Genomic DNA, 25,469 nt, shown 5'->3' on the forward strand with positions numbered 1-25,469 from the left:
GTCGCAGCCTCGTCCGTTCGGATGAAGCGGCGGACCGGGAAGCCGGTGTAAGGGACTGCCGTGGAGTCCAGCGCGTTGGTCCGCCAATCACCGATTGAAGAGTTGCCGCAGCACGTCGTTCATTGGCTGACTGTCCTGCTCCGCCATCGGCGGGGCCTCCGGGGCGGCCGGCTCGGGCGAAGCCAGCGGTGCCGGCTTAGACGGCGTTGCCGGCAGGCTCCGGCTGCGGCCGGTGCCCGTCGCGGTGCCAGCGCCGGTTCCGGCGCCGCCGGAAAGCCCCTGCTGGATCAGATTGCCGATCGCCTCGCCCAGCGGGCCGCTGAGCGGGTTGTTCTGCCCCGGCTGCTGGGTTTGCGGATTGGCGTTGCCGGTCGCACCACCGCTGCCCGGCGCGGTGGCGCCGCCCAGCCCGAGGCTGCCCAGGATATTGCCGAGCCCGGCACCATCGGGACCGAACAGCCCCTTGCCCATCTCGCGCAGTCTGGCATAGGCGGCGTCCGGATTATCGAGCATGCCGGCCATGTCGGGGTAGATCCGCGGCTGCGACCAGGTGCCCTGGATCATCACGGGGATGCCGAAGCCGACCGGCTCGGAGGCGCGGCCCTGGCCTTCGGTGGTCATCACCAGCTTCGGCTCGACGCGGAAACCCATCATCTTGGTGTCGAGCGCGATGGTGCCGGCGCCGGTGACGCGCACCAGCGGCCCGATCAGGTTGAGATCGGTCGTCACCGCTTGGCCCTTGTCGATGCGGAAGGAGGCCGAGAGCTGCGACAGATCGGTGCTCTGCTCCTGGCTGGAGCTCTGGTTGTCCTGCCAGCCCGACAGCGTGCCCGATGTCAGCGAGCGGATCATCTGCGCGACGTTGATGCCGCGAATGGCGCCGTCCTGGAAATTGACGAAAGCGGTGCCCTGCATGTTCGCCATCAGCGCGCGCTGGCTGGTGCCGGCGCTGCGCAACGCGAGCTTGGCTTGCAGCTTGCCGTCGATCCGGTCGAACTCGGTAAGGCCCTGGAGCAGCGGCAGCGCGCGCACCCCGACGAGATCGGAATGCATGGCAAAGCTCGGGGCACCGGTGGTGGCATCGAGGATCACCTCACCGGAGACCTGGCCGCCATAGGCGCCGAGATTGGCGGTGCTGGCCTTCAGCACGCCGCCTGCGAGCTTGGCATCGAGGGCGAGCGGCGCAAGACGGGCGTCGCCGATCACGGCCTCGTTCGCGGAGAGCCTGATTTGTGCATCGACATAATTGAGCCCGGACACATCGATCGGCGCATTGCTCCAGGGCTGTCCAGATGCACCCTCCGGCGTTTTCGCCAACGGCATCGCGAGCCGCTGGAAATCGAGATCGACCTTGACCAGAGGCTTGCTCGCGATGTCGACCGAGGCCCAGCCGTTGAACGAGCCGTCGCCGAGCCTGCCGTTCACGCCGTTGATCATCACGACGTCGCCGCTGAGGCGCATGTCGGCACGGCCGGTGAGCTGGGACTTCAGCACGTCAGGCATGTCGACGGCGAAATCCACCGGAATGGTGGGCCGGTCGGCCGGCGGTGCCGGCGTCGTCGCCTTGATGTCGAACTTGGTCGGGTGATCGCCGACGCGCGCGGTGCCGGCGATGCTGACCTTGCGGTCGCGACCGACGACGGCATCGGCGTTGATGGCGCTGATGCGGCCCTCGATACGATCGCGCACGCGCGAGAATGCGATCTCGCCGTCGGTGACCTTGACGCGGTCGATGGTCGCCCCGTTCGTGTCGAGCGCAGGCGGCTTCGACGCGGTGCCGGCGTTTGGCAGACGCTCGCGCAGCAGCGGCTGGTAGAGCACGGGATGGGTGACGACGAGCTCGCTGATCTCAGGACGGCCCGACGATACGCTCGCAAGCGTCATCTCGGCCTGCACGCTGTCGACCGTGAGGCGGGTGATGCCGCTGCGGTCCTTGGGGTCCTGGAGCGTGAGGTCGTTCAGCGTGACATTCAGCGTCGGCCACAGGCTGATCTTCGTGGTGCCGTCGATCGACAGGCGATAGCCGGTCGCGCTCTCGACCCGCGCGGCAATCGTCGAGGTCAGGAAGCCCGAGGGGATGCCGACCACCAGCAGGAGCGCGATCACGATGATGACGGCGGCCAAAGTCGCGCCGGCGAATTTCACTATTCTCATGTCGACTTTCCAACGACAGACAATCGGCGCCGAATACAGCAAGTTACCGACCTATGCGCCCGTCCTTTGCGCCTGAGTTTATCCCCGGACGGGAAGTGGCTCCAAGCGTGTAAAAATAGTCAGGGGGAGCTGTAAAGTTATGTGACTTATGACACACTTCCCCGACGCGGTTTTACGCGATCCTGATGTTGATGGTTCCAAGCGATTTGCCAAGGAATTGGCCAAGCAAGCTGGCCAAGCAAGCTTGCCAAGGAAATTCACAAGGATACTGAAATGAGCAAGCAGGCCGAATTTGCGGTCATCCTGAAGATGAATGCGATGTTCGCCGATCTCGGCGCGGACGAGCTCCAGCGGCTGTCCAGTCTCTGCCACACCCAGCATCTGGGGAACGGCGAAGTGCTGTTCCAGAAGGGTGATGCCGGCGACGCGCTGTTCGGCGTGCGCCGCGGCCAGGTCCGCATCGAGACCGGCGCCTCCGACGGCAGCCGGCTGACATTGAATTTCATGGGGCCGGGCGACCTGTTCGGCGAGGTTGCGGTTCTGGACGGCCAGAACCGCACCGCGGATGCCACCGCGGGCGAAGCCAGCGAATTGTTCGTGTTGCGGCGCGAAGATTTCCTCGCCTTCCTCGAACGCGAGCCGAAGGTCGCGATCAGGATCATCGCGCTGCTGTGCCAGCGCATCCGCTGGCAGAGCGAGCGCATGGAAGAATCCATGCTGCAGCCGCTGCCGGTCCGGCTGGCGCGGCGGCTGTGCGCGCTCGCCGCCGATTTTGGCTCCGAGGTGCACATCTCGCAGGAGCAGCTCGGCGTCTTCGTCGGCGCCGCCCGCGAGAGCGTCAACCGCCAGCTTCAGGCCTGGCGCAAGGAGGCGATCCTGGATCTCCAGCGCGGCCGCATCCTGCTGAGGAACATGACCAAGCTGACGGCGATCGCGCGGAACGAATAGGCTTCACAAGAGCAATGGCCTAAGCGCGTCCGCGCGCGTGGTTTGCGCCAGCGCGCGCCGCTGAGTCGGCCTACTCCGCCGGATGTGCGGCGTTCTTCGGATCCGGCGCCGCCCCGTGATGACCGTCCGTCTCGGCATCCTCGCTGTGCACGATCAGCCGCTTGGCGAAGCGCCAGATCAGGGCGCCGAGGTCGTCCATCACCATGAACATCGCGGGCACGAACACCAGCGACAGGATGGTCGAGAAGATCAGGCCGCCGATCACCGCGAGCGCCATCGGCGAGCGGAACTCGCCGCCGGCGCCGACCGCGAGCGCGCTCGGCATCATGCCCGCGGCCATCGCGATCGTGGTCATCACGATCGGGCGGGCGCGCTTCATGCCGGCGTCGATCATGGCTTCGTCGCGCGGCTTGCCGGCGTGAATGGATTCGATCGCGAACTCGACCAACATGATCGCGTTCTTGGTGACGATGCCCATCAGCATCAGGATGCCGATCCACACCGGCGTCGTCAGCTGCTTGCCGGTGATGAGCAGGGCCGCGATGGCGCCGCCGATCGAGAGCGGCAGCGAGAACAGGATGGTGATCGGCTGGAGGAAGGTGCCGAACAAGAGCACCAGCACCGCGTAGACCATCATCAGGCCGGCCGTAATCGCAGTCGCGAAACCATCGGACAGCTCGTTGAGGCTTTCGGCGTCGCCGGAGGGCGAGACCTTCACGCCCTTCGGCCGGCTCTTCATCACCGGCAGGTCGTAGATCTTCTTGGTGGCGTCGCCGAGCGCGGCGGAGCCGACGAGGTCGGCGGCGACGGTCGCCTGCCGTTCACGATCGTAGCGGTTGATGCTGGTCGGACCCTGGTCGAGCTTGACGTCGGCGATGACCGAGAGCGGCACGCCGCCCTTCTCGCCGCGTTCGCCGAGCGGCACACGCAACTGTTCGAGCGTCTTCAGATTGCCGCGTGCGGCGTCCTCGAGCTGGACGCGGATCGGCACCAGGCGGTCGCCGACGTCGAACTTGGCGAGCGCGGGGCCGACGTCGCCGATGGTGGCGACGCGGATGGTTTGCGACAGGCTTTCGGTGGAGACGCCGAGGCGCGCGGCGAGGTCGGCGCGCGGCTCGATGCGCAGCTCGGGCCGCTCCAGCGTGGTTTCCGAGATCACGTTGGAGATGGTGGGGATCCGCTTCATCTGCGTCGCGAGCTCGCTCGCGACGTTGTTGACGATGTTGGCGTCGACCCCGGTCACGACCAGCGAGATGGCGCGCAGGCCGTTCTCGTCGAGGAACCAGAAGCGGATGTCGGGAACGTTCTCCAGCTCCTGGCTGATCGAGAATTCGAGCTCCCGCTGGGTGATGTCGCGGCTGTCCTTGGGCGTGTAGTTGATGATCAAGGCGGCACGCCGGACTTCCTGGGTCCCCGGTGGGACGCGCCCGCCGTCGACGAAGATGCTCTTCACCTCGGACCGCTTGCGCAGGCGCGCGACGATGTCCTCGGTGACCTTTTCGGTGTAGGCGAGCTGTGTGCCCGGCGGCAGCTCGAGGGCCAGCAGCGAGCGCGCGCTGTCCTGCGCCGGCAGGAAGCCCTGCGGCAGCAGCGTGATGCTCCAGATCGAGGCGGCGAAGACGCCGAAGCCGGCCAGCACCGTGATGAAATAGTGCTTCACCGACCAGGCCACGATCCGATGATAGGATCGCAGCACGCGGCCCGGCGGCGGCTCCTCGTGATGGCCGTGTTTGAGGAAGTAGGCCGCCAGCACCGGCGTGACGAAGCGCGCCGCGAGCAGCGAGAAGAACACCTGCACCGAGACGGTGATGCCGAACTGCTTGAAGAATTGTCCGGCGATGCCCGACATGAAGCTCGCGGGTGCGAAGATCGCGATGATGGTGAGCGAAATCGCGATCACCGCAAGGCCGATCTCGTCGGCGGCTTCGAGTGCGGCGCGATAGGGCGACTTGCCCATGTTCATGTGCCGGACGATGTTCTCGATCTCGACGATGGCGTCGTCGACCAGAATACCCGTCGACAGCGTGATGGCGAGGAAGCTGACGAGGTTGAGCGAGAAACCGAGAAGGTCCATCGCCCAGAACGCCGGGAAGATCGACAGTGGCAGCGAGATCGCGGCGATGATGGTGGCGCGCAGGTCGCGCAGGAACAGCAGCACGATGACGACGGCCAGGATGGCGCCTTCGAACAGGGTCGAGATCGCCGCGTGGTAATTGCCGTTGGTGTATTCGACCGAGGTGTCGATCACCTTCAGGTCGACGTCGGGATAGGTGGCCTTGAGCGCATCGATGCGCTTCTGCACGGCCTCTGCCACCTTCACGTCGCTGGCACCCTTGGAACGCTTGATGCCGAGCGCGACGATCGGCTCGCCGTTGAAGCGGGCGAAGGTGCGGCGATCTGCGATGGTGTCGGTCACTGTGCCGAGATCGGCGAGCCGGACCTCGCCGCCGCCGAACAGCGGGATCATGGTGCCGGCGAGGTCGCCCAGCGTCTTGGCGCCCGCGAGCGTGCGGATCGCCTGGTCGTTCTTGCCGATCTCGGCACGGCCGCCGGCGACGTCGACATTGGTGCCGCGCAGGCTCTGGCTGACATTGACCGCGGTCAGCCCCATCGCCTGGAGACGGTCGGGATCGAGCGAGACCAGGATCTCGCGCTCGACGCCGCCGATGCGCTCGACCTGGGCGACGCCGCGCACGCCTTGCAGCGCGCGCTTGACGACGTCGTCGACGAAGTAGGAGAGCTGCTCCGGCGTCTTGCCGGGTGAGATCGCGGCATAGGTGACGATCGGCAGTCCGATGACATCGACGCGCTGGATCAGCGGCTCGGTGACGTTCTGCGGCAGATTGGAGCGCACGCGCGTCACCGCGTCCTTGACGTCGTTGAGCGCGCGGTCGGTGTTGGTCTCCAGTGCGAACTGGATGGTGGTGACCGACAGGCCGTCGGTAATCTGCGATGTGATGTGCCTGACGCCTTCGACGCCGGAGACGGCGTCTTCAACGGTCTTGGTGACCTGGGATTCAAGCTCGGCGGGCGCTGCGCCGAACTGCGACACCGCGACCGAGATCACGGGAATGTCGGCCGACGGCAGCCGCGTCACCGCGAGCTTGGTGAAGGAGGTCCAGCCCAGGACCAGGAGGATGATCGAGAAGACGACCGACGGCAGCGGATTCCGGATCGACCAAGCCGAGATATTGAGAGCCATCAGCGTACCCGCGTGCGATCGAGTTCATCGGCGAACATGGTCTTGATCTGGTCGCCGTCATGGAGCGAAGAGCCGGCGTCGGCGACGACGATTTCGCCGACGTCGAGGCCTTCCAGGATTTCCGTGGCGCTGTCGGAGGAGAGTCCGACCCGCACCTTGCGTGTCTCGACCACGTTGCCTTTGACGACCTGCACGGTGAGATGGTCGATCGCGGTCTTGGGGATCGAGACGCCGCAGCTGCGTTTGGCGTCGATGGAGGCGCGGGCAAATACGCCGACCTTCAGCGAGGGATTGTTGGTGACGCTGATGCGGACGCGGCCGAGCTGGGTGGCGCGGTCGATTTCGGGCGCAACCAGCCGGACCCGGCCGATCAGATCGGGCGCGTCGTCGCGGCTGATGCGCACGGTCGCGCCGGAGCTGAGCTTGGGCATGTGCACCGCCGGGACCTGGGCGTCGAGCTCGATCTCGTTGTTGACGGCGATGCGGAACATCGGGCCGGCCTGCGGTGAGGCGGGTGCGCCGACGATGGTGCGGACCTCGGTGACGAGGCCCGGCGCAGGCGCCTTCAGCGAGACCGGACCTTGCGGGCCGGGCCGCTGCGGCTGGCCGGGAATCTGCGGCGGTGCCGTCAGGCGCGCCAGCTCCTGATTGTCGGTGACCATGGTGCCTTCGGTGACGAAGAGGTCCGTCACTCTCGATCCCTCCTGGTCGGCGACGACCACGGCCTCCCGGCGGGGCACGAAGAAGCCGGTCACCCGCACCAGGTCCGAGAAGCAGGCATTGGTCGATTTCGTGACGATGACGAGCGCCTCGCCCGGCGTCTCCTTCACCTCGGGGCGCTTCCGATGCTCGAACAGATAATAGCCGACGCCGAGCGCAACGACGAACGCCACGGTTCCGGCAGGCTTGAGGTATTGGGTGAGGCTCATCGCCGGATCATCCTGGCCTGGCTCACGGCCATCCGCACGAGGCCTGCTGAGAACGTTTCCCTGAAATGAAGCGGCGTCCCGCAAGGCTGCGGGACGCGCGTCGATAGCAAGACTTTACACCACATCACGACCGGTCACTTCAAAAGGATTGCGTCGCGCTTACTTCGATGCGGTGGTCTTGTTCTCCATGTTGACGACCTGCACGCGGCGGTTGACCTCCGCCATCGGCTGGCTCGGGTCCTTCAGCTTGCTCTTGCCATAGCCGACGGTGACGAGGTCGGTCGCGGAGATGCTGTATTTGTCGACGAGATAGCGCTTGATCGAATCCGCGCGGCGCTCCGATAGGTCCTGATTATAGCCTTCGCCGCCGGCGGCGTCGGTGTGGCCGGCGACCACGAAGGTCGAGCCCTTCAGGTCGGGGCTGGTCAGCGCACGGCCGAGCGCCTGCACGGAGGCAAGCGACTTGTTGCTGATATTGGCCGAGTTGTAGTCGAAGGTGATTTCCAGATCGATGTTCGGCTTGTCCTTGGCGGCGGACGCGATCTCCTCGCGCTCGGTCGACGAGAGCGAGCGGGTCGAGCGGCCGCGCACGGACTGGATCAGCTTGGTCTCGGCCGCGTTCGGCGCGGGATCGGCCTGCGGGGCGATCGAGAGGCCGCGGGTCAGCGGCTTCTTCGGCGGCGGCGCAAGCGCGCGGACGATCTCGTCCTCGGTGACGTTCTTGCTGTTGCCGTCGTCGCCCGCGAATGCGAGCGGGGCCGTCAGCGACAGAGCGGCGCCGACCGTGATGATGGACAGGATCGCGGTAAGCCCTTTTGCAGCCATTCTCATTGCCAGTCCCTCCTGCGCAGCAGACCTGCGTGTTCCAAATTTCTGCAACCGGCCCCCGGAAAGGCCGCCTGCGGCATCCGTTCGTTAGTCTTCCTTGGGGCATCGGGGGTTCGAGGCATCTCCTGCCCCAATTCAAAAAAATACTAGCGTACTCCGTAACTTGCGAATTCCTGAACGATGTTCGGGTCCATCGCCTTGGCGTTGGCGATGTCGAGCGCGCCTTCCTGGGCCGAGCCATTACGCTGCTTGGCAATGCCGCGGCCATAGAGCGAGGAGGTCAGGCGCGGATTGATCCTCAAGGCAGCGTCGAAATCGGCGATGGCGTTCTTGACCGCGCCCGATTTCAGATTGACGAGCCCCCGGCTGTCCAGCGCATCGACGAAGTTCGGCCGCAGCCGTAGGGCCTCGTTGCAATCCTTCAGCGCGCCCTGGAGGTCGCCGACCACGGTGCGGGTCCAGCAGCGGTTGTTCAGCGCCTCGACGTCCTTGGAGTTGATCCGGAGCGTGTCGTCGAAATCCTTGATGGCGAGGTTGTAGGCGCCCTTGCTGGCATAGACCTGGCCGCGCCGGTACAGCGCGTTCACGTCATCAGGATTGGCGGCGATCTTGGCCGTGAGGCCCTTGATGGTCGGGTCTTCCGCCAGCACGGCCGGGTTCGGTCCGCTATCCATGCTCGGGGCGGGAGTGGTTTCGGTCGGCTTCACCGGCGGTGGCGGCGGAGGCAGGGCAGCCTCGACCTGCGGCTTCGGCGACGGGGCCGGTGCGGGGACAGGAGGCGGAGCCGGTGCGGCCGCCGTGTCGGCCGGCTTCGACGGCGGGGGCGGTGATGGCGGTGCGGGCGGAGCCGGCGGCGGGTTGTTGGCGACGACCGGCGGCGAAGGCGGCGGTGGTGCCGTCACCGGCGGGCGCGATCCGCCAGCGCCGGGAATGAACGAAAAATCTTCGGCGAGCGAAGAGGAGATCCACGGCACCTGCTCGCCGCGCGAAGCGCGGGTGACGCCCATCTTGGTGCGGTTCAGCGTCTCCTCGGCCATCAGGTCGGGGACACGGATTTCCTTGAGGAGTTCCTGGACGAACAGACTGTGCTCGCCGCCGGCGTCCGAGACCACCGAGGCCAGCGCCGCCGAATACATCACCAGCGTGCCGTTCGGTGCGATGACCGGAGTCAGGCCGGCCGAGAAGCTGCGGAACCGGCGCTCGAAAGGATTGCGCCTGGAGGCGTCGATCAGCGCGATCTTGACACCTGCGCCGCGGGTGTTGAGCTCGCCGAGCACGGTTTCGAGGCTGACGCCGTCGCGGCGCACGTCGGATTCGGTCCAGATCTGTGCGTCGATCGGCAGCATGTAGCTCTGGCGCGCCGACTGGATGCCGAAACCGCTGAAGAACACCAGCGCCACCGAGCCAGGCTTGATCTTGCTGTAAAGCTTGTCGAACGCGCGGCGCATGCCGTCGCCGGTCAGGTTTTCGCCGATTTCGACCGAAAAGCCGTCGCGCTTGAGCTCGTCGGCGACGTCGCGCGCGTCATTGAGCGGTTCCTTCAGCGGGGCATCCGCGTCCGGATATTTGGCGTTGCCGATGACGAGCGCGAAACGATCGCCGGCGGCCAGGGACGGCGCGGCCGGAACAAGCGAAACGAGCAGGGGCAGAAGAAAAAGGAAGCGAATTTTCATAATCAGCGCGGTCCAGCCAAAAAGGCGCCGTTACCAGCTTGCGCCGCGGCGACCTTAACTTACGCAAAGTGCATTATCAAACCGGGGAAGGGGGGCGTCAACCGCTTGGAGATTCGGCGTTATCGCGACAATTGACCGCGACGCATGGGCTCGCTGCGAGGGGAATAAACGGACTGTCACGGTTGCACTCGACACGATTGGGTTCTGCATTGCAGCGGCCACGTTACGGCAGTTGCCGCGACGATAGTGTGATTGGTCTCACATTGCAGGCCTGTCTCAACCGCAATGCCCGGCGTTTGACCTTTGCGGCCGACAATGGCTTGGTGCGCCCGATCATCCCGCAAGATCCAACTCAGAAAAAGCAGGACCATGGGAAACGCCTACGAAATCTATGCCCTGCGCTATGCGACCATGTCGCCGCGCACCCCCAACATGAATTTTCTGGCGCCCGACCCGCATGACAGCGCGGCGCAGGACCTCGACTATTTCGTCTGGCTGATCCGAGGGCAGGGCCGCGACATCCTGGTCGACACCGGCTTCAACGCCGAGGAAGCGAGCGCGCGGGCGCGCAAGCTGACGCTCAATCCGGTCGATGCGCTGGAACGCTTCGGTGTCGCGGCGCCCGCTATTCGCGACATCATCGTGACGCATCTGCATTACGACCACGCCGGCAATCTCGATCGCTTTCCGAACGCGCGCTTCCATCTCCAGGAGCGCGAGATGGCTTACGCGACGGGGCGCTGCATGTGTAACGGCCTATTGCGACATCCGTTCTCGGTCGAGCACGTCACGCAGATGGTGCGTCATGTCTATGGCGAGCGGGTCAATTTCTATTCCGGCGACGGCGAGGTCGCGCCCGGCGTCACCGTGCACCGCGTCGGCGGCCATTCCGACGGGTTGCAAGTGGTCAAGGTCGAGACCGCGCGCGGGCCGGTGGTGCTGGCATCCGATGCCGCGCATTACTATGCCAATCTGCAGCGCCGCAGCCCGTTCCCGATCGTCTATAATGTCGGCGACATGGCCGTCGGCTGGGAGACGATCGAGCGCCTCGCCGGCCACCCCGATAGATTCATTCCCGGCCATGATCCGATCGTGACGGAGATCTATCCGCGCGCCAGCGACAAGGTCGACGCCTGGGCACTGCATCTGCCGCCGTCGCGGTCGTTTGCGAAATAGTCGAGGCCCGACCCGCATCCTGAGGAGCGCGCTCTTGCGCGCGTCTCGAAGGATGAAGGCCGAACTGCTGCAGCGAGGCCTTCATGGTTCGAGGCAGCGCTTCGCGCCTCCTCACCATGAGGATCGAGAGTTCAATACGCCTGCTTGGCGTCGGCCTCTTCGCTGGTCTGGATCAGGTCGAGGCTCTGCTCGATCTTGCCGAGCAGTGTGGAGAGCAGCTTGCGCTCCTGTGCGGACAGGCAGGCAAGGATCTCGTCTTCCCGCCGCAGCAGTTGCGGGAACAGCTCTTCATAGAGCGCGCGGCCCTTCTTGGTCAGTTGCAGGCGGAATTCGCGGCGGTCGGCTTCGTTCTCGACCCGCTCGATCAGCTCCTCGTGCAGCAGCGTCGTCACCGCGCGGCTGATGGTCGATTTGTGGGTGCGGGTGCATTGCGAGATGTACTGCGCGCTGCAGGCATCGTTGCGGAAGCCGAGCGTGGCGATCACGCGCCAGGCCGGAATGTCGAGGCCGTGGCGTTCCTGATATTCGACCGACAGCGCGGAACTGACTTCTGCGGCAAGCCGGTTGAGACGGAATGGCACGAACTTGAACAGGTCGAGTCGTGCTTTTGCCTTCGGCGATGGCTGGTCTGCCTCGCGCGTCTTCAGCGCAGTGTCTGTCGTCCTCGCCAAGGAGAGCGCTCCGAATTCCAGTTGACGGCCGGCCGGCTCCGGTCCAAAATAGTTGCACGTGAGACTATCTAGCAGATCAGTCCTCTCCTGACCAGAGCCGAGGTTAGTGTATGGCGCAGGCCAGTACGCATCAGGCCAAAACCCAGTTCGGCTATCGCCGCCACCCCGACCAGGACCGTCCCGGCCAGGACGCGGCCGAGCATCCGGTCGTGATCGTCGGTGCGGGCCCGGTCGGGCTGTCGCTGGCGATCGATCTTGCCCAGCGCGGCCAGCGCGTCGTCCTTCTGGATGACGCCGACCGCATCGGCGAGGGCTCGCGCGCGATCTGCTTCTCCAAGCGCTCGCTCGAATATTGGGACCGGCTCGGCGTCGGCGACCGCATGGTCGACAAGGGCGTGGTGTGGAGCGTCGGCCGCATTTTTCACGGCGAGTCGCAGCTCTACCAGTTCAACCTGCTGCCCGAGGCCGGCCACAAGCGGCCGGCTTTCATCAACCTCCAGCAATATTACGCCGAAGCCTATCTGGTCGATCGCATCAGCGATCTGCCCGGTATCGACCTGCGCTGGCGCAACAAGGTGACGGCGCTGGAGCAGCGGAATGACTCCGTTACGCTGACGATCGAAACGCCGGAGGGCGCCTACCGCCTGCATGCGCGATATGTCGTCGCCTGCGACGGCGCGCGGTCCTCGCTGCGGCAGATGGTCGGTGCCGAGTTCGCCGGACAGGTGTTCGAAGACCAGTTCCTGATCGCCGACGTCAAGATGACGGCGGAGTTTCCGACCGAGCGCTGGTTCTGGTTCGACCCGCCGTTTCATGCCGGACGCTCGGCGTTGCTGCACCGCCAGCCCGACGATGTCTGGCGCATCGACCTCCAGCTCAATCGCTATGCCGATCCCACAGTCGAGAAGAAGCCGGAGAACGTGCGGCCGCGGATCGCGCGCATGCTCGGCCACGACAAGTTCGAGTTCGAGTGGATCTCGCTCTATAAATTCCAGTGTCGGCGGATGGATCGGTTTCTCCATGGCCGCGTGATTTTTGCGGGCGACTCTGCGCATCAGGTCTCGCCCTTCGGCGCGCGCGGCGCGAACTCCGGACTCGAGGACGCCGAAAACCTCTCCTGGAAGCTCGATCGCGTGCTGCGCGGCACTTCGCCCGCGAGCCTGCTCGAGAGCTACCATGTCGAACGCAGTCTCGCGGCCGACGAGAACATCCGCGAATCGACCCGCTCTACCGATTTCATGGCGCCGAACTCGCATCAGGAGGCGCGGCTGCGCAAGGCGGTGCTGTCGCTGGCCAAGGAGACCGAGTTCGGCAAGCGCATGGTCAATGGCGGCCGGCTCTCGGTGCCATGCAGCTACGACTCGCCGCTGTCATCGCCCGATACGGATGCGTGGCGGGGTGGGCCGTCTCCCGGCTGTTCCATGCTCGACGCACCCATTGCCGAGCAGGCCTATCTGACGGACGCATTCCGCAAAGGGGGAACAGACTTCACCTTGCTGTCGTTCAGCAATGGCGCGGCGATCGATGCGCCAGATGGGGTCAAGGATATCTGTATCGGCGGTGAGGGCGGCTTGGCCGATTCCTCGGGCCTCGTCGCGAGGCGCTATGATGCAGAGCCGGGTGCCGCCTACCTGCTCAGGCCCGATGGCTACGTTGCCGCACGCTTCCGCCATCCGACGCGTGAGGCGATCCAAGTGGCGCTGTCGCGCGCCGCAGGCGTTAATTGAGGTTTCGCATGCCGCTGTCCACCAGTTCCAACTTCGCGCGGCCAGACGACGCCTTTCGGGCCATCGTCGAGGCGCATCGCGGCCTCAGCGACGAGCAGAGTGCCGATTTCGACGCGGCGCTGGTGCTGATCCTCGCCAATCATATCGGCGACATCGAGGTGCTCAAGGAAGCGATCTTGCTCGCCAAGCGCCGTATGATCGACGGCCAGCAACAGCAACAGCAACAACAGCAACAACAATAACCCTGTGACTTGAAGGACGAGTTTATGGCGAAGAACTTCGCATCCACCGGCGATCTCTCCGAAAAGAAGATCACCTTCTCCGAGATCGGCACCGATCTCTATGCCTTCACCGCCGAGGGCGATCCGAACACAGCCATCATCGTCGGCGACGACGGCTGCCTCGTGTTCGACGCGCAGTCGACGCCGGCGATGGCGAACAAGGTGATCGAGCGCGTCAAGGCGGTTACCGACAAGCCGATCAAATATGTCGTGCTGTCGCACTATCACGCCGTGCGCGTGCTGGGCGCCTCCGCCTACAAGGCACAAGGCATCGTCGCTTCGCAGGAAACCCATCGGCTCATCGCGGAGCGTGGCCAGCAGGATTGGGATTCCGAATATGGCCGCTTCCCGCGGCTGTTCCAGGATGCCTCGAGCATTCCCGGCCTGACCTGGCCGACGCTCACCTTCGAAGGCGAGATGTCGATCTATCTCGGCAAGCGCGAGGTGCGGCTGATGCAGTTAGGGGCCGGCCACACCTCGGGCGACATCGTCGCCTGGGTGCCGGATGCCGAGGTGATGTTCTCCGGCGATCTCATCGAATATCACTCGGCCTGCTATTGCGGCGACGCTCACTTGCGCGAATGGCCGCTGACGCTGAACGAGATCCGCAACTTCAATCCGAAGGCGATCGCGCCCGGTCGCGGTGACGCGCTGAAGGGCACGGCCACGGTGCGCGAGGCCATTGCGATGACGCGCGACTTCGTCACCTCGCTCTACGGTGCCGCCGAGATCTCGGTCGCCAAGGGCCGCACGCTGAAGGAATCGATGGCGGCGACCCGCGAAGTGATGGACCCGAAATTTTCCAGCTTCGCCATCTACGAGCACTGCCTGCCGTTCAACGTCTCGCGCGCCTATGACGAGGCGTCGGGGATCGACGACCCCGTGATCTGGACCGATAAGCGCGACCAGGAAATGTGGGCCGCTTTGCAAGGAGGAGGATAGTCATGAACATCAATACCTCGCCTGATCAGATCATCCGCAGCTCGGCGCAGGTCACGCCGGGCTATATGTCCGGCTTCGGCAACAGCTTTGAGACCGAGGCGCTGCCCGGCGCGCTGCCGATCGGGCGCAACTCGCCGCAGCGTTGCGCCTACGGGCTCTATGCCGAGCAGCTTTCCGGCTCGCCCTTCACCGCGCCGCGCGGCACCAACGAGCGCTCCTGGCTCTATCGCATTCGACCCTCGGTGAAGCACTCCGGCCGCTTCGAGAAGGCCGATGCCGGCCTGTGGCGCTCGGCGCCGTGCCATGAATACGACCTGCCGATCGCGCAATTGCGCTGGGACCCGGCGCCGATCCCGAAGGAGGACATGACGTTCCTCCAGGGCGTGCAGACCATGACGACGGCCGGCGACGTCAATACGCAGGCCGGCATGGCCGCGCATGTCTATCTCATCACCAAATCGATGGTTGACCAGCATTTCTACGATGCCGATGGCGAGCTGATGTTCGTGCTCCAGCAGGGCAATTTGCGCATCGTCACCGAGTTCGGCCGCATCGATGCCGAGCCCGGCGAGATCGTGGTGATCCCGCGCGGCGTCAAATTCCGCGTCGAGATTCTGAGCGGCCCTGCGCGCGGCTATCTCTGCGAGAACTACGGCGGCGCCTTTACGCTGCCGGAGCGCGGGCCGATCGGCGCCAACTGCCTCGCCAATGCGCGCGACTTCCTGACGCCGGTTGCGCATTACGAGGACAAGGACACGCCGACCGAGCTGTTCGTGAAATGGGGCGGAGCGCTGTTCAAGACGACGTTGCCGCATTCGCCGATCGATGTCGTGGCGTGGCACGGCAATTACGCGCCCTACAAATACGATTTGCGGACCTTCTCTCCGGTCGGCGCGATCGGCTTCGATCATCCCGATCCCTCGATCTTCACGGTGCTGACCTCGCCGTCGGAGACCGCGGGCACAGCGAATATCGACTTCGTGATCTTCCCCGAGCGCTGGATGGTCGCCGACAATACCTTCCGTCCGCCCTGGTATCACATGAACATCATGAGCGAGTTCATGGGCCTGATCTACGGCGTCTACGACGCCAAGCCGCAGGGCTTCGTCCCCGGCGGCATCTCGCTGCACAATTGCATGCTGCCGCACGGCCCCGACCGCGATGCGTTCGAGCACGCCAGCAACGGCGAATTGAAGCCCGTCAAGCTGACCGGCACCATGGCCTTCATGTTCGAGACCCGCTACCCGCAGCGCGTTACCGCCCACGCCGCGAATGCGTCCACGCTGCAGGACGACTACGCGGATTGCTGGAAGGGTCTGGAGAAGCGGTTCGATCCGAACCGGCCGTGAGGCTTCTTACCCTCCCCTGGAGGGGGAGGGTCGCTACGCATGCAGCGAAGCGGAATGCGTAGCGGGGTGGGGTGACGGTCTTTCCGCAAGCAACACTGCCAGTGTTGAGAGATCACCCCACCCCGTCTCATATTTCGCTGCGCTCCATATGAGCCGACCCTCCCCCTCCAGGGGAGGGTGACACCGTCACCGCTGCGCCACGGGAAACCAATGCCTCACCCCAACGACCCCAGCCTCCGCTCCTTCATCGACGTCGATCCCGCCTCGGACTTCCCGATCCAGAACCTGCCCTATGGCGTGTTCTCCGCGAATGGATTGGCGCCGCGCGTCGGCGTCGCCATTGGCGACTACATCCTTGATCTCTGGGAGCTCGAACAGGATGGCCGCCTGGATGTCGGTCAACCGGGGATATTCGCGGCGGGCAGTCTGAATCCGTTCATGTGGTTGGGCCCGAAGGTTTGGTCGAGCACCCGCGCGCGGATCAGCGAGCTCTTGAGGCATGACAATCCGGAGCTGCGTGACAATGACGAGCTGCGCAAGCTTGCCCTCGTTCCGATGTCACGCGCAAAACTGCATCTGCCGTTCGCGGTCTCCGGCTACACAGACTTCTATTCCTCGAAGGAGCACGCCACCAATGTCGGCGTGATGTTCCGCGGCAAGGACAATGCGCTCCAGCCGAACTGGCTGCACATGCCGATCGCCTATAACGGCCGCGCCTCGACCGTCGTCGTCTCCGGCACCAAGGTGAAGCGGCCGCGCGGACAGCTGAAGCCGCCGAATGTGGATGTGCCCAGTTTCGGACCGTGCAAGCGGCTCGATTTCGAGCTTGAGATGGGCGTCGTGGTCGGCCAGCCCTCAGCCATGGGCGGCATGCTGAGCGAGCAGCAGGCCGAGGAGATGATCTTCGGTTTCGTGCTACTCAACGACTGGAGCGCGCGCGATATTCAGCAATGGGAATATGTGCCGCTGGGGCCGTTCCTCGCCAAGGCGTTCGCGACCTCGATCAGCCCGTGGGTGGTGACGCGCGAGGCGCTGGAGCCGTTCCGCCTGAAAGGGCCGGAGCAGGAGCCGGTGCCGCTCGATTATCTCAAGCAGGGCAAGCCGCAGAACTACGATGTCGAACTCGACGTGTCCCTGCGCGCCGCCGGCGCCAATGCGCCGGCCGGCGTCAGCCGCACCAATTTCAAGTACATGTACTGGTCGTCGGTGCAGCAGCTGATGCACCACGCCTCCAGCGGCTGCGCCATGAATGTCGGCGATCTCCTGGGAAGCGGCACCATCTCCGGCCCGGAGAAGAACCAGCGCGGCAGCTTGCTCGAAATCAGTTGGAACGGCACCGAGCCGGTCGAGCTGCCCGGCGGCGTCAAGCGGTCGTTCCTGGAAGACGGCGACAGTCTGGTGATGCGCGGCTGGTGCCAGGGCAACGGCTATCGCGTTGGCTTTGGTGAGGTCGAGGGGACGATTCTGGCGGCGGAGTGATTGCGGCGCGCTCCGGTCTCGTAGGGTGGGCAAAGCGAAGCGTGCCCACCATATCGATGACGTGGGCACGGCGCTAACGCGCCTTTGCCCCACCCTACGAGATCTATCGCCGATCCGCCGGCACGTCTCTGATCCGCGCGCAATGCGCTGCGACATCGTCCACGCTGTATTTCAAATGCACCCGCTTGTCCGACGGCGCCTGCTTGGTCGTGCACACACCCGGCCGCCATTCCTGCGCGGGACGGATCGGGCGCGGGGCAAAGCCGCCGCCGCAGTTCGGGCAGACGTTGGAGAGCTTTGTCTCGACGCAATCCGCACAGAACGTGCATTCATAGGAGCAGATCCGCGCATCCGTCGCGTCAGGCGGCAGGTCGCGGTCGCAATATTCGCAGTTCGGTCGAAGCTGGAGGGCCATGGCTCGATCTCCCGGATTGGCTCGGATCATCGCAGATGGCGCGCGAAGCGCGAATGGCGCAGTTCCCTCGATTTCAGCCAGCCTTCGAATCCTTCAGCGGGAGCTTTGAGCTTTCCTTGAGACGATCGAGCACGATCGAGGAGCGCACATGCGCCACGCTCTGGTGCGGCATCAAGACGTCGTTGACGAGGTTGGAGAGGCCCTTGAGGTCGCGCAGCACGGCCTTGAGCACGTAGTCGGCATCGCCCGTCAGTGAATAGGCTTCCTGGATTTCGTCGATGCGGTTCACCAGCGTGCGAAACCGCTTGGAATTGTCGGGCGAATGGGTCGCAAGCCCGACCTGGATGAAAGCGACCACGCCGAAGCCGAGCGCGTCGCTGGAGAGATCGGCGTGGTAGCCTGATATCACCTTCTCCTCCTCCAGCCGCATCCGCCGCCGCGAGCATTGCGAGGCCGAGAGCCCTGCGAGATCGGCCAGTTCCTGATTGGTGAGGCGGCCGTCGTCCTGGAGCGCGCCCAGAATCTTGAGATCGAAGGCGTCAACAGAAGTCATGCGTTATTGTCCTGTTTCGTGCACGGATGGTGCATATCATAGCCAAATTGCGGCTCGTTTGCACGCTCATTGCGCGCCCCGTGAAGGATAGTTCATAGCAGCAGCAAATTGGGAGAGCACCATGGGTCCGTTTCCGCACGATGCACCGCCGGCCACCATCACCGCCGACAATCCGATGGGCACCGACGGGTTCGAGTTCGTCGAATACGCGCATCCCAATCCGGAAGAGCTGCACGCGCTGTTCAAGCTGATGGGATACACGCCCGTCGCGCGCCACAAGGCCAAGAAGATCACGGTCTATCGCCAGGGCGATATCAACTACCTCATCAATGAGGAGCCTGGTATGCACGGTTACGACTTCGTCGCCGCGCACGGCCCCTGCGCACCGTCGATGGCGTTCCGGGTGGTCGATGCAAAGGCGGCCTATGACCGTGCGATTTCGCTCGGTGCGGAACCTGCCGATGTGTCATCGGTGCAGAAGACCCTCGACGTGCCCGCGATCAAGGGCATCGGCGGAAGCCTGCTCTATCTCGTCGACCGCTACGGCGCCAAGGGCTCGGCCTATGATGCCGAGTTCGAATGGCTAGGGGCGCGCAATCCGCAGCCCAATGGCGCAGGCCTGTTCTATCTCGACCATCTCACCCACAACGTCCATCGCGGCCGCATGGATGTGTGGACCGGCTTCTACGAAAAGCTGTTCAACTTCCGCCAGATCCGCTTCTTCGACATCGAGGGCCGTGCTTCCGGCCTGTTCTCGCGCGCGCTGACCAGCCCGGACGGCAAGATCCGGATTCCGATCAACGAGGACGCCGGCGATTCCGGCCAGATCGAGGAATATCTGAATATCTATCGCGGCGAAGGCATCCAGCACATCGCCTGCGGCTGCCGCGACATCTACCGCACCATCGAAGGCCTGCGCGAAGCCGGCCTGCCCTTCATGCCGCCGCCGCCAAACACCTATTTCGAGCGGATTGATGCGCGCCTGCCCAAGCACGGCGAGGATGTCGCGCGTCTCCAGAAGAACGGCATCCTGATCGATGGCGAAGGCGTGGTCGACGGTGGCCAGACCAAGGTGCTGCTCCAGATCTTCTCGGCCAATGCGATCGGCCCGATCTTCTTCGAGTTCATCCAGCGCAAGGGCGACGACGGCTTTGGCGAAGGCAACTTCAAGGCCCTGTTCGAGTCGATCGAAGAAGATCAGATCCGGCGCGGGGTGTTGAAGGTGGATGCGGCGTAGGTCGCGACGTTCGCGCCCACTGCCGTAGGGTGGGCAAAGCGAAGCGTGCCCACCACCTTTATCGAATTGCGGGGAGGACGTGGGCACGGCGCTTTGCGCCTTTGCCCACCCTACGCGACCTTTGCCGGCGCTGTATCTATCGCTTCCACGCCTTCATCACTGCGCCGATCTCGGCGCCTTCGGGCTCGCGGACCGCGGAAGGTGTGAGCGAAAACCGCGGCGCGGGCGCGGGCTGCTTGACGCCGTGGCGCTCGACGAAGACGTTGCGGGCGACCATGTGCGGATGTTGCGTGGCTTCCGACATGGTCAGCACCGGCGCGAAGCAGATGTCGGTGCCTTCCATGATCTTGCACCAATCCTCGCGCGTCTTGCTTTTGAACACGGACTTGAGCTTCTCCTTCAGCGCGGGCCAGGCCTTGGGGTTCATCTGCGCGTCGAAATCGGCGTCCGTCAGGCCGGCGTGCTGGCGCAGCAGAGCGTAGAATTGCGGCTCGATCGAGCCGATCGAGACGAAATGTCCGCAGGCGCATTCGTAGACGCCGTAGAAATGCGCCCCGCCATCGAGAAAATTCTGGTTGCGCCCTTCGGTCCAGCGGCCGAGCGTGGTCATGTCGAAGAAGAACGACATCAGCGAGGCCGCGCCGTCGCACATTGCGGCATCGACAACCTGCCCCTTGCCGGACTTTGATGCTTCCAGCAGAGCAGCGAGCACGCCGACGACGAGATAAAGCGCGCCGCCGCCGAAATCGCCGACCAGATTGAGCGGCGGCACCGGCGCCTCCTTCGTGCCGATCGCCGCGAGCGCGCCGGTGATGGAGATGTAGTTGATGTCATGGCCGGCGGCATTGGCGAGCGGGCCTTCCTGGCCCCAGCCGGTCATGCGGCCATAGACCAGCTTTGGGTTGCGCGCGAGCACGACATCGGGACCGAGGCCGAGCCGCTCCATCACGCCGGGCCGAAAGCCCTCGACCAGCGCGTCGGCGCTGGCGAGCAGGTCGAGCACCTCTGCGATCGCCGCCTTGTCCTTGAGGTCGAGTTCGATCACCTTGCGGCCGCGGCCCGCCACCGACTTCATGCTCTTCTTCGCGCCGACGCGGTCGAGCGTGACGACATCGGCACCCATGTCGGCGAGCATCATGCAGGCGAACGGGCCGGGTCCGATGCCGGCGAATTCGACGATGCGGAAGCCGGAGAGCGGGCCGGAGGTGCGGACGGAAGCGGAGGGGGCTGATTTGTCGAGCACGTTTTTGTTTCCTCGGATCCGAGGCGCTGTTGCCGATGGTCGGCAAGCGCCAAGGCGTTCCTCTGTGGGGCGAGTTAATTGGCTGATTAACTTTTCTCGCCTTCACGTCAGCGAGGCAAGCGGTTTTCATGCCGCATGGCCAAAATAAGAACGGCGCGCACCGAAGTGCGCGCCGCGGAAAATTTGCGTCGAGGCGCTATCAGCCGGCAGCGGCCACCGCGCGCTGCGCCATCACCTTGACGAGGTTGGCGCGGTACTCCGCCGTGCCGTGGATGTCGGCGAGCAGATTGCTCGCCGAAATCGTCACGCTGTCGATTGCCGACGGCGACCAGTTCGCCTTCAGCGCGGCTTCGATGGCCGGGACCCGCATCACGCCGCTCTGCGAGGCGCCGGTCGCAGCCACCCGGACTTCGCCCGACTTCGTCTTTGCGACGAACACGCCGGTGAGTGCGAAGCGCGAGGCCGGGTGACGCATCTTCTCGTATCCGGCCTTTTCCGGAACCGGGAACGATACCGCCGTGATGATCTCGCCGTCTTCGAGTGCCGTCGTGAACAGGCCCTGGAAGAAATCCTCCGCCGAGATCGACCGCTTGTTGGTCTTCACCGTGGCGCCGAGCGCGAGCAGCGCGGCGGGATAATCCGCGGCTGGATCGTTGTTGGCGATCGAGCCGCCGATCGTGCCGCGATAGCGCACGGCGGGATCGCCGAGCACCGAGGTGAGATGGGCAATCGCGGGGATCGCCTTCTTCACATCGGCGTTCTGCATGATGTCGTAATAGGTCGTGGCGGCCTTGATAGTCAGCACGTCGCCCGAGAGCTCGACGCCCTGAAGCTCCTTGATCTTGCCGAGGTCGATCACGTCAGAGGGGCTCGCGAGCCGCTGCTTCATGACCGGTAGCAGCGTCTGGCCGCCTGCAAGGAATTTCGCCTCGCTGCTCTTGCCGAACAGGGCGGCGGCCTCGTCGACCGAGGAGGCGCGATGATAAGTGGTCTGATACATCTTGCTCGCTCCCTTTAAGCCGCGTGGATCGTGCGCCACACCCGGTCAGGGGTGGCGGGCATTTCCAGATTGTTCTTGCCGATCGCATCCGTGATCGCGTTGATCACGGCCGCAGAGGCGCCGATCGCGCCGGCCTCACCGCAACCCTTGATGCCCAGGGGATTGCCCGGACACAGCGTCGTGGTGTGGGAGAGGTTGAAGGAGGGCACATCGTCGGCGCGCGGCATGGCGTAGTCCATGAACGAGGCCGTGACCGGCTGGCCGTTGGCATCGTAGATGGCGTGCTCGAGCAGTGCCTGTCCGATGCCTTGAACCAGGCCGCCATGGACCTGGCCCTCGACGATCATCGGATTGATCAGCCGGCCGAAATCGTCGGCCGCGACGAAGTTGACGAAGGAGGTCTTGCCGGTGCCGGGATCGACCTCAAGCTCGCAGATATACGTGCCGGCCGGGAAGGTGAAGTTGGAGGGATCGTAGAAGGCACTCTCCTTCAGCCCGGGCTCCATCCCGTCAGGCAGATTGTGTGCGGTGTAGGCCGCGAGCGCGACCATCGGGAAGGCGATCGCCTTGTCGGTGCCGGCCACCTTGAACTCGCCGTTCTCGATGACGATGTCGCCTTCCGACGCTTCAAGCGCGTGCGCCGCGATCTTCTTCGCCTTGGACTCCATCTTCTCCATGGCCTTCAGGATCGCGGTGAGACCGACGGCTGCCGAGCGCGAGCCGTAGGTGCCCATGCCGAACTGCACCTTGTCGGTGTCGCCATGCACGATCGAGACCTGGCTGATCGGAACGCCCAGGCGCTCCGCGACCAGCTGGCAGAACGTCGTCTCGTGACCCTGGCCATGGCTGTGCGAGCCAGTGAGGATCTCGATGGTGCCGACCGGGTTGACGCGCACTTCTGCCGACTCCCAAAGGCCGACGCCGGCGCCCAGGCTGCCGACCGCCTTGGACGGCGCGATGCCGCAGGCCTCGATATAGCAGGACACGCCGATGCCGCGCAGCTTGCCTTGCGATTTTGCCTGCGCCTTGCGCCCGGCAAAGCCGGCATAGTCGATTGCCTTCATCGCCGCATCGAGCGAGGCGTTAAAGTCGCCGGTGTCATAGGCCATGATCACGGGCGTCTGGTGCGGGAACTGGGTGATGAAGTTGGTCCGGCGAAGCGCGGCCGGATCGACCTTGAGCTGCCGCGCGGCCGTCTCCATCAAACGTTCGATCAGGTAGCTCGCCTCGGGGCGGCCCGCACCGCGATAGGCGTCGACCGGCGTGGTGTTGGTGTAGACCCCGACCACCTCGGCGTGGATCGCCGGGATGTTGTACTGGCCCGACAGCAGCGTCGCGTAGAGATAGGTCGGCACCGACGACGAGAACAGCGACATGTAAGCGCCGAAATTGGCGTAGGTCTTCACCTTCAGCCCGGTGATCTTGTTGTTGGCGTCGAACGCCATCTCGGCATGGGTCACATGGTCGCGGCCATGCGCATCGGTGAGGAAGGCCTCGGTGCGGTCGCCGGTCCATTTCACGGGACGGCCAACCTTCTTCGAGGCCCACAGCGCCACCATCTCCTCGGGATAGATGAAGATCTTGGAGCCGAAGCCGCCGCCGACGTCGGGCGCGATCACGCGCAGCTTGTGCTCGGGGGCGATGTTGTAGAACGCCGACAGCACGAGGCGGGCGACGTGCGGGTTCTGCGAAGTCGTATAGAGCGTGAAGTGCTCTTCCGCCGCGTCGTAGTCCGCGATCGCCGCGCGCGGCTCCATCGCGTTCGGGGCGAGGCGGTTGTTGGTGACGTCGAGCTTGACCACATTGGCGGCCTTGGCGAAGGCGGCATCCGTGGCGCCCTCGTCGCCGATCACCCAGTCGTAGACCTGGTTGCCGGGCGCTTCGGGATGAAGCTGCGGTGCGCCGGCCTTGATCGCGGCCTGGACGTCGGCAACTGCCGGCAGCTCTTCATAGTCCACGACCACGGCTTCGGCGGCATCGCGCGCGAGGTTCTTGCTGTCGGCGATCACGACCGCGACGGCCTGACCGACGAAGCGCACCGTTTCCGGCGCCATCGCCGGCCATGCGCCCATCTTCATCGGGCTGCCGTCCTTGGAGGTGATGGCCCAGCCGCAGATCAGGTTGCCGACCTTGTCGTCGACGATCTCTTGTCCCGTGAGCACCGCGACCACGCCCGGCATCTTCAGCGCGGCGGACGAGTCGATCTTCTTCACCTTGGCGTGCGCGTGCGGGCTTCTGATGAAATGGGCATGGGTCATCCCCTGCAATTTGATGTCGTCGACGTAGCGGCCCTTGCCGGTAATGAAACGCTTGTCTTCCTTGCGCACGACGCGTGCGCCGATCCCTTCAACACCCATGTCTGGTCCTCCCGACCGGAAACTTGTTTTGACCGCGCTTTCCCTCGAAAGCGGCAGCGGTGGTTCTTGTTTCGAGGCGTGCCGCTTACTCGGCCGCCTGCGAGACCTTCATGCGGCCGGACGCATCGAGCACGGCCTTGACGATGTTATGGTAGCCGGTGCAGCGGCAGATATTGCCTTCGAGTTCCTGGCGGACGGTGGCTTCGTCGAGCTGGCCACCATGACGGTGCACGATGTCGATCGCCGACATGATCATGCCCGGGGTGCAATAGCCGCACTGCAGGCCATGATTGTCGCGGAAGGCGGCCTGCATCGGGTGCAGCTCGTCGCCCTTGGCGATGCCTTCGATGGTGGTGACGCTGGCGCCGTCGGCCTGGCCCGCCAGCATGGTGCAGGATTTCACTGCCTTGCCGTCCATGTGCACGACGCAGGCGCCGCACTGGCTGGTGTCGCAGCCGACATGGGTGCCGGTGAGGTTGAGGTGGTCCCGCAGCAGATGGACCAGCAGCGTGCGGTCCTCGACGTCGACAGCAACGGCCTTGCCGTTCACCGTCAGTTTGACTGTAGACACGTGGAGTCCTCCCGTATGTTTGTAATTATTCCAATTAGAGACAGCGCAAGCAGAACTTTGCAACTGGCATTTTGATGATCTCGCGTCATGGAAAGGTCATCGTGGCGGCCATCACCGGCGCGCGATCGAGTCATGATGGTTCGGGCCGCCGCCAGCCCGTGGCGCGACCTGCAATGTGGGTCTGAAAGATCTGCATCGCGCCCGCAGGCAATGTCACATCGTCGCTGTCGCGCGCCGCCTCCGTCTGCGGAGGTCAGCCCTGTCGCGCGTTGTCTCTCCCTGGATGATCTGTTCCTTGCCGCAAATTGGAGCACGCGCTCGCGTCCTTGTAATCGCGATCTTGGTAGTACGCGGTGAAAACGATAAATAACTGATTTTGCTTGAGATTCTGGCCCGTGTCTCGAGCGCTGGGCGCCGCGGTCCGGCGCTCGCGCCTCGTCCATGCGCCCCCGGTCCTTCCTGGCGATTGATCGAAGGCCGGTGGCCTCCGGCGGTTTTGCCAAGGGCGGCGCGAAAGTCGGGCTGGAGGAAGAATCGCCCGACGTGACCATCCTGCAGGACGAGACCGACGCGCAGATCGGCGGCAAGCTCGCACAGCCCGGCTCGCGATTGATCGATTCGACGTCGCGCAAACTCGCTGCGAACTTCTTCGAAAGTCTTGCCGCTTTGGTAGCGCCGTCATCGCGATGGACGCGCCGATGATGTGCGCGAGGTCGAACGGAATCGTTGGACTG

Annotated in this window: 21 protein-coding genes; 9 read left to right on the plus strand and 12 right to left on the minus strand. The window is 64.6% G+C overall.

What is annotated here, in order from left to right:
* Positions 1-87: 87 nt before the first annotated feature.
* The gene (locus I3J27_RS02440) at positions 88-2,154 is read right to left on the minus strand and encodes an AsmA family protein (RefSeq protein ID WP_270164822.1); all 2,067 of its coding nucleotides are present in this window, start codon (positions 2,152-2,154) and stop codon (positions 88-90) included.
* A gap of 273 nt (positions 2,155-2,427) precedes the next feature.
* Here I3J27_RS02440 and I3J27_RS02445 point away from each other — a divergent pair, with 273 nt between their 5' ends.
* The gene (locus I3J27_RS02445; protein ID WP_270164824.1) at positions 2,428-3,102 is read left to right on the plus strand and encodes a Crp/Fnr family transcriptional regulator; all 675 of its coding nucleotides are present in this window, start codon (positions 2,428-2,430) and stop codon (positions 3,100-3,102) included.
* A gap of 70 nt (positions 3,103-3,172) precedes the next feature.
* Here I3J27_RS02445 and I3J27_RS02450 read toward each other — a convergent pair whose 3' ends face one another.
* The 4 genes from I3J27_RS02450 to I3J27_RS02465 all read right to left on the minus strand — a co-directional run bounded on the left by I3J27_RS02450 (position 3,173) and on the right by I3J27_RS02465 (position 9,734).
* Positions 3,173-6,304, minus strand: a complete 3,132-nt coding sequence (locus I3J27_RS02450) for an efflux RND transporter permease subunit (protein ID WP_270164826.1) — start codon at positions 6,302-6,304, stop codon at positions 3,173-3,175.
* A complete protein-coding gene (locus I3J27_RS02455) occupies positions 6,304-7,233 on the minus strand; it encodes an RND family efflux transporter (RefSeq protein ID WP_270164828.1) in 930 nt (309 codons plus the stop codon). Before I3J27_RS02455 ends, I3J27_RS02450 begins: the two co-directional genes overlap by 1 nt.
* Positions 7,234-7,392: 159 nt before the next feature.
* The gene (locus I3J27_RS02460; protein ID WP_270164830.1) at positions 7,393-8,064 is read right to left on the minus strand and encodes an OmpA family protein; all 672 of its coding nucleotides are present in this window, start codon (positions 8,062-8,064) and stop codon (positions 7,393-7,395) included.
* Between the two features lie 143 nt (positions 8,065-8,207).
* A complete protein-coding gene (locus I3J27_RS02465) occupies positions 8,208-9,734 on the minus strand; it encodes a caspase family protein (protein ID WP_270164832.1) in 1,527 nt (508 codons plus the stop codon).
* 369 nt (positions 9,735-10,103) lie between these two features.
* Between I3J27_RS02465 and I3J27_RS02470 the strand changes: the two genes are divergently transcribed.
* The gene (locus I3J27_RS02470) at positions 10,104-10,910 is read left to right on the plus strand and encodes an N-acyl homoserine lactonase family protein (protein ID WP_270164834.1); all 807 of its coding nucleotides are present in this window, start codon (positions 10,104-10,106) and stop codon (positions 10,908-10,910) included.
* Between the two features lie 131 nt (positions 10,911-11,041).
* Here I3J27_RS02470 and I3J27_RS02475 read toward each other — a convergent pair whose 3' ends face one another.
* Positions 11,042-11,581 (minus strand): MarR family winged helix-turn-helix transcriptional regulator, encoded by a 540-nt coding sequence (locus I3J27_RS02475; RefSeq protein WP_270164836.1) that lies wholly within the window; start codon positions 11,579-11,581, stop codon positions 11,042-11,044.
* Between the two features lie 110 nt (positions 11,582-11,691).
* Here I3J27_RS02475 and I3J27_RS02480 point away from each other — a divergent pair, with 110 nt between their 5' ends.
* The 5 genes from I3J27_RS02480 to fahA all read left to right on the plus strand — a co-directional run bounded on the left by I3J27_RS02480 (position 11,692) and on the right by fahA (position 17,359).
* On the plus strand, positions 11,692-13,308 hold the full coding sequence (locus tag I3J27_RS02480) for an FAD-dependent oxidoreductase (protein WP_270164838.1): 1,617 nt from the start codon (positions 11,692-11,694) through the stop codon (positions 13,306-13,308).
* 8 nt (positions 13,309-13,316) lie between these two features.
* Complete coding sequence (locus I3J27_RS02485) at positions 13,317-13,550, plus strand: DUF2783 domain-containing protein (protein ID WP_270164840.1); 234 nt, start codon at positions 13,317-13,319, stop codon at positions 13,548-13,550.
* A 24-nt stretch (positions 13,551-13,574) separates the two neighbouring features.
* Positions 13,575-14,531 (plus strand): MBL fold metallo-hydrolase, encoded by a 957-nt coding sequence (locus I3J27_RS02490; protein ID WP_270164842.1) that lies wholly within the window; start codon positions 13,575-13,577, stop codon positions 14,529-14,531.
* 2 nt (positions 14,532-14,533) lie between these two features.
* Positions 14,534-15,880, plus strand: coding sequence for a homogentisate 1,2-dioxygenase (hmgA, locus tag I3J27_RS02495; protein ID WP_270164844.1), 1,347 nt, complete (start codon positions 14,534-14,536; stop codon positions 15,878-15,880).
* Between the two features lie 210 nt (positions 15,881-16,090).
* Complete coding sequence (gene fahA, locus I3J27_RS02500; protein WP_270164846.1) at positions 16,091-17,359, plus strand: fumarylacetoacetase; 1,269 nt, start codon at positions 16,091-16,093, stop codon at positions 17,357-17,359.
* A gap of 103 nt (positions 17,360-17,462) precedes the next feature.
* Here fahA and I3J27_RS02505 read toward each other — a convergent pair whose 3' ends face one another.
* Together I3J27_RS02505 and I3J27_RS02510 are read right to left on the minus strand one after the other, a co-directional pair.
* Positions 17,463-17,774: a DUF1272 domain-containing protein gene (locus tag I3J27_RS02505; RefSeq protein WP_270164848.1), complete on the minus strand. Its 312-nt coding sequence runs from the start codon at positions 17,772-17,774 to the stop codon at positions 17,463-17,465.
* A gap of 73 nt (positions 17,775-17,847) precedes the next feature.
* Entirely contained in the window at positions 17,848-18,327 is a 480-nt protein-coding gene (locus I3J27_RS02510) for an Lrp/AsnC family transcriptional regulator (protein ID WP_270164850.1), read from the minus strand.
* A 121-nt stretch (positions 18,328-18,448) separates the two neighbouring features.
* On the opposite strand from I3J27_RS02510, the gene hppD reads away from it, so the two are divergent.
* A complete protein-coding gene (gene hppD / locus I3J27_RS02515) occupies positions 18,449-19,564 on the plus strand; it encodes a 4-hydroxyphenylpyruvate dioxygenase (protein ID WP_270164852.1) in 1,116 nt (371 codons plus the stop codon).
* A 136-nt stretch (positions 19,565-19,700) separates the two neighbouring features.
* Here hppD and I3J27_RS02520 read toward each other — a convergent pair whose 3' ends face one another.
* The 4 genes from I3J27_RS02520 to I3J27_RS02535 form a co-directional block, all read right to left on the minus strand.
* Positions 19,701-20,807, minus strand: coding sequence for a CaiB/BaiF CoA transferase family protein (locus I3J27_RS02520; protein WP_270164854.1), 1,107 nt, complete (start codon positions 20,805-20,807; stop codon positions 19,701-19,703).
* Between the two features lie 199 nt (positions 20,808-21,006).
* On the minus strand, positions 21,007-21,807 hold the full coding sequence (locus tag I3J27_RS02525) for an FAD binding domain-containing protein (protein ID WP_270164856.1): 801 nt from the start codon (positions 21,805-21,807) through the stop codon (positions 21,007-21,009).
* Between the two features lie 14 nt (positions 21,808-21,821).
* Positions 21,822-24,164 (minus strand): xanthine dehydrogenase family protein molybdopterin-binding subunit, encoded by a 2,343-nt coding sequence (locus I3J27_RS02530; RefSeq protein ID WP_270164858.1) that lies wholly within the window; start codon positions 24,162-24,164, stop codon positions 21,822-21,824.
* Positions 24,165-24,249: 85 nt separating this feature from the next.
* On the minus strand, positions 24,250-24,735 hold the full coding sequence (locus I3J27_RS02535; RefSeq protein WP_270164860.1) for a (2Fe-2S)-binding protein: 486 nt from the start codon (positions 24,733-24,735) through the stop codon (positions 24,250-24,252).
* Positions 24,736-25,215: 480 nt separating this feature from the next.
* Here I3J27_RS02535 and I3J27_RS02540 point away from each other — a divergent pair, with 480 nt between their 5' ends.
* On the plus strand, positions 25,216-25,437 hold the full coding sequence (locus tag I3J27_RS02540; protein ID WP_270164862.1) for an SRPBCC domain-containing protein: 222 nt from the start codon (positions 25,216-25,218) through the stop codon (positions 25,435-25,437).
* Positions 25,438-25,469 lie beyond the last annotated feature (32 nt).

This window comes from Bradyrhizobium xenonodulans, from assembly GCF_027594865.1.
GTDB lineage: Bacteria > Pseudomonadota > Alphaproteobacteria > Rhizobiales > Xanthobacteraceae > Bradyrhizobium > Bradyrhizobium xenonodulans.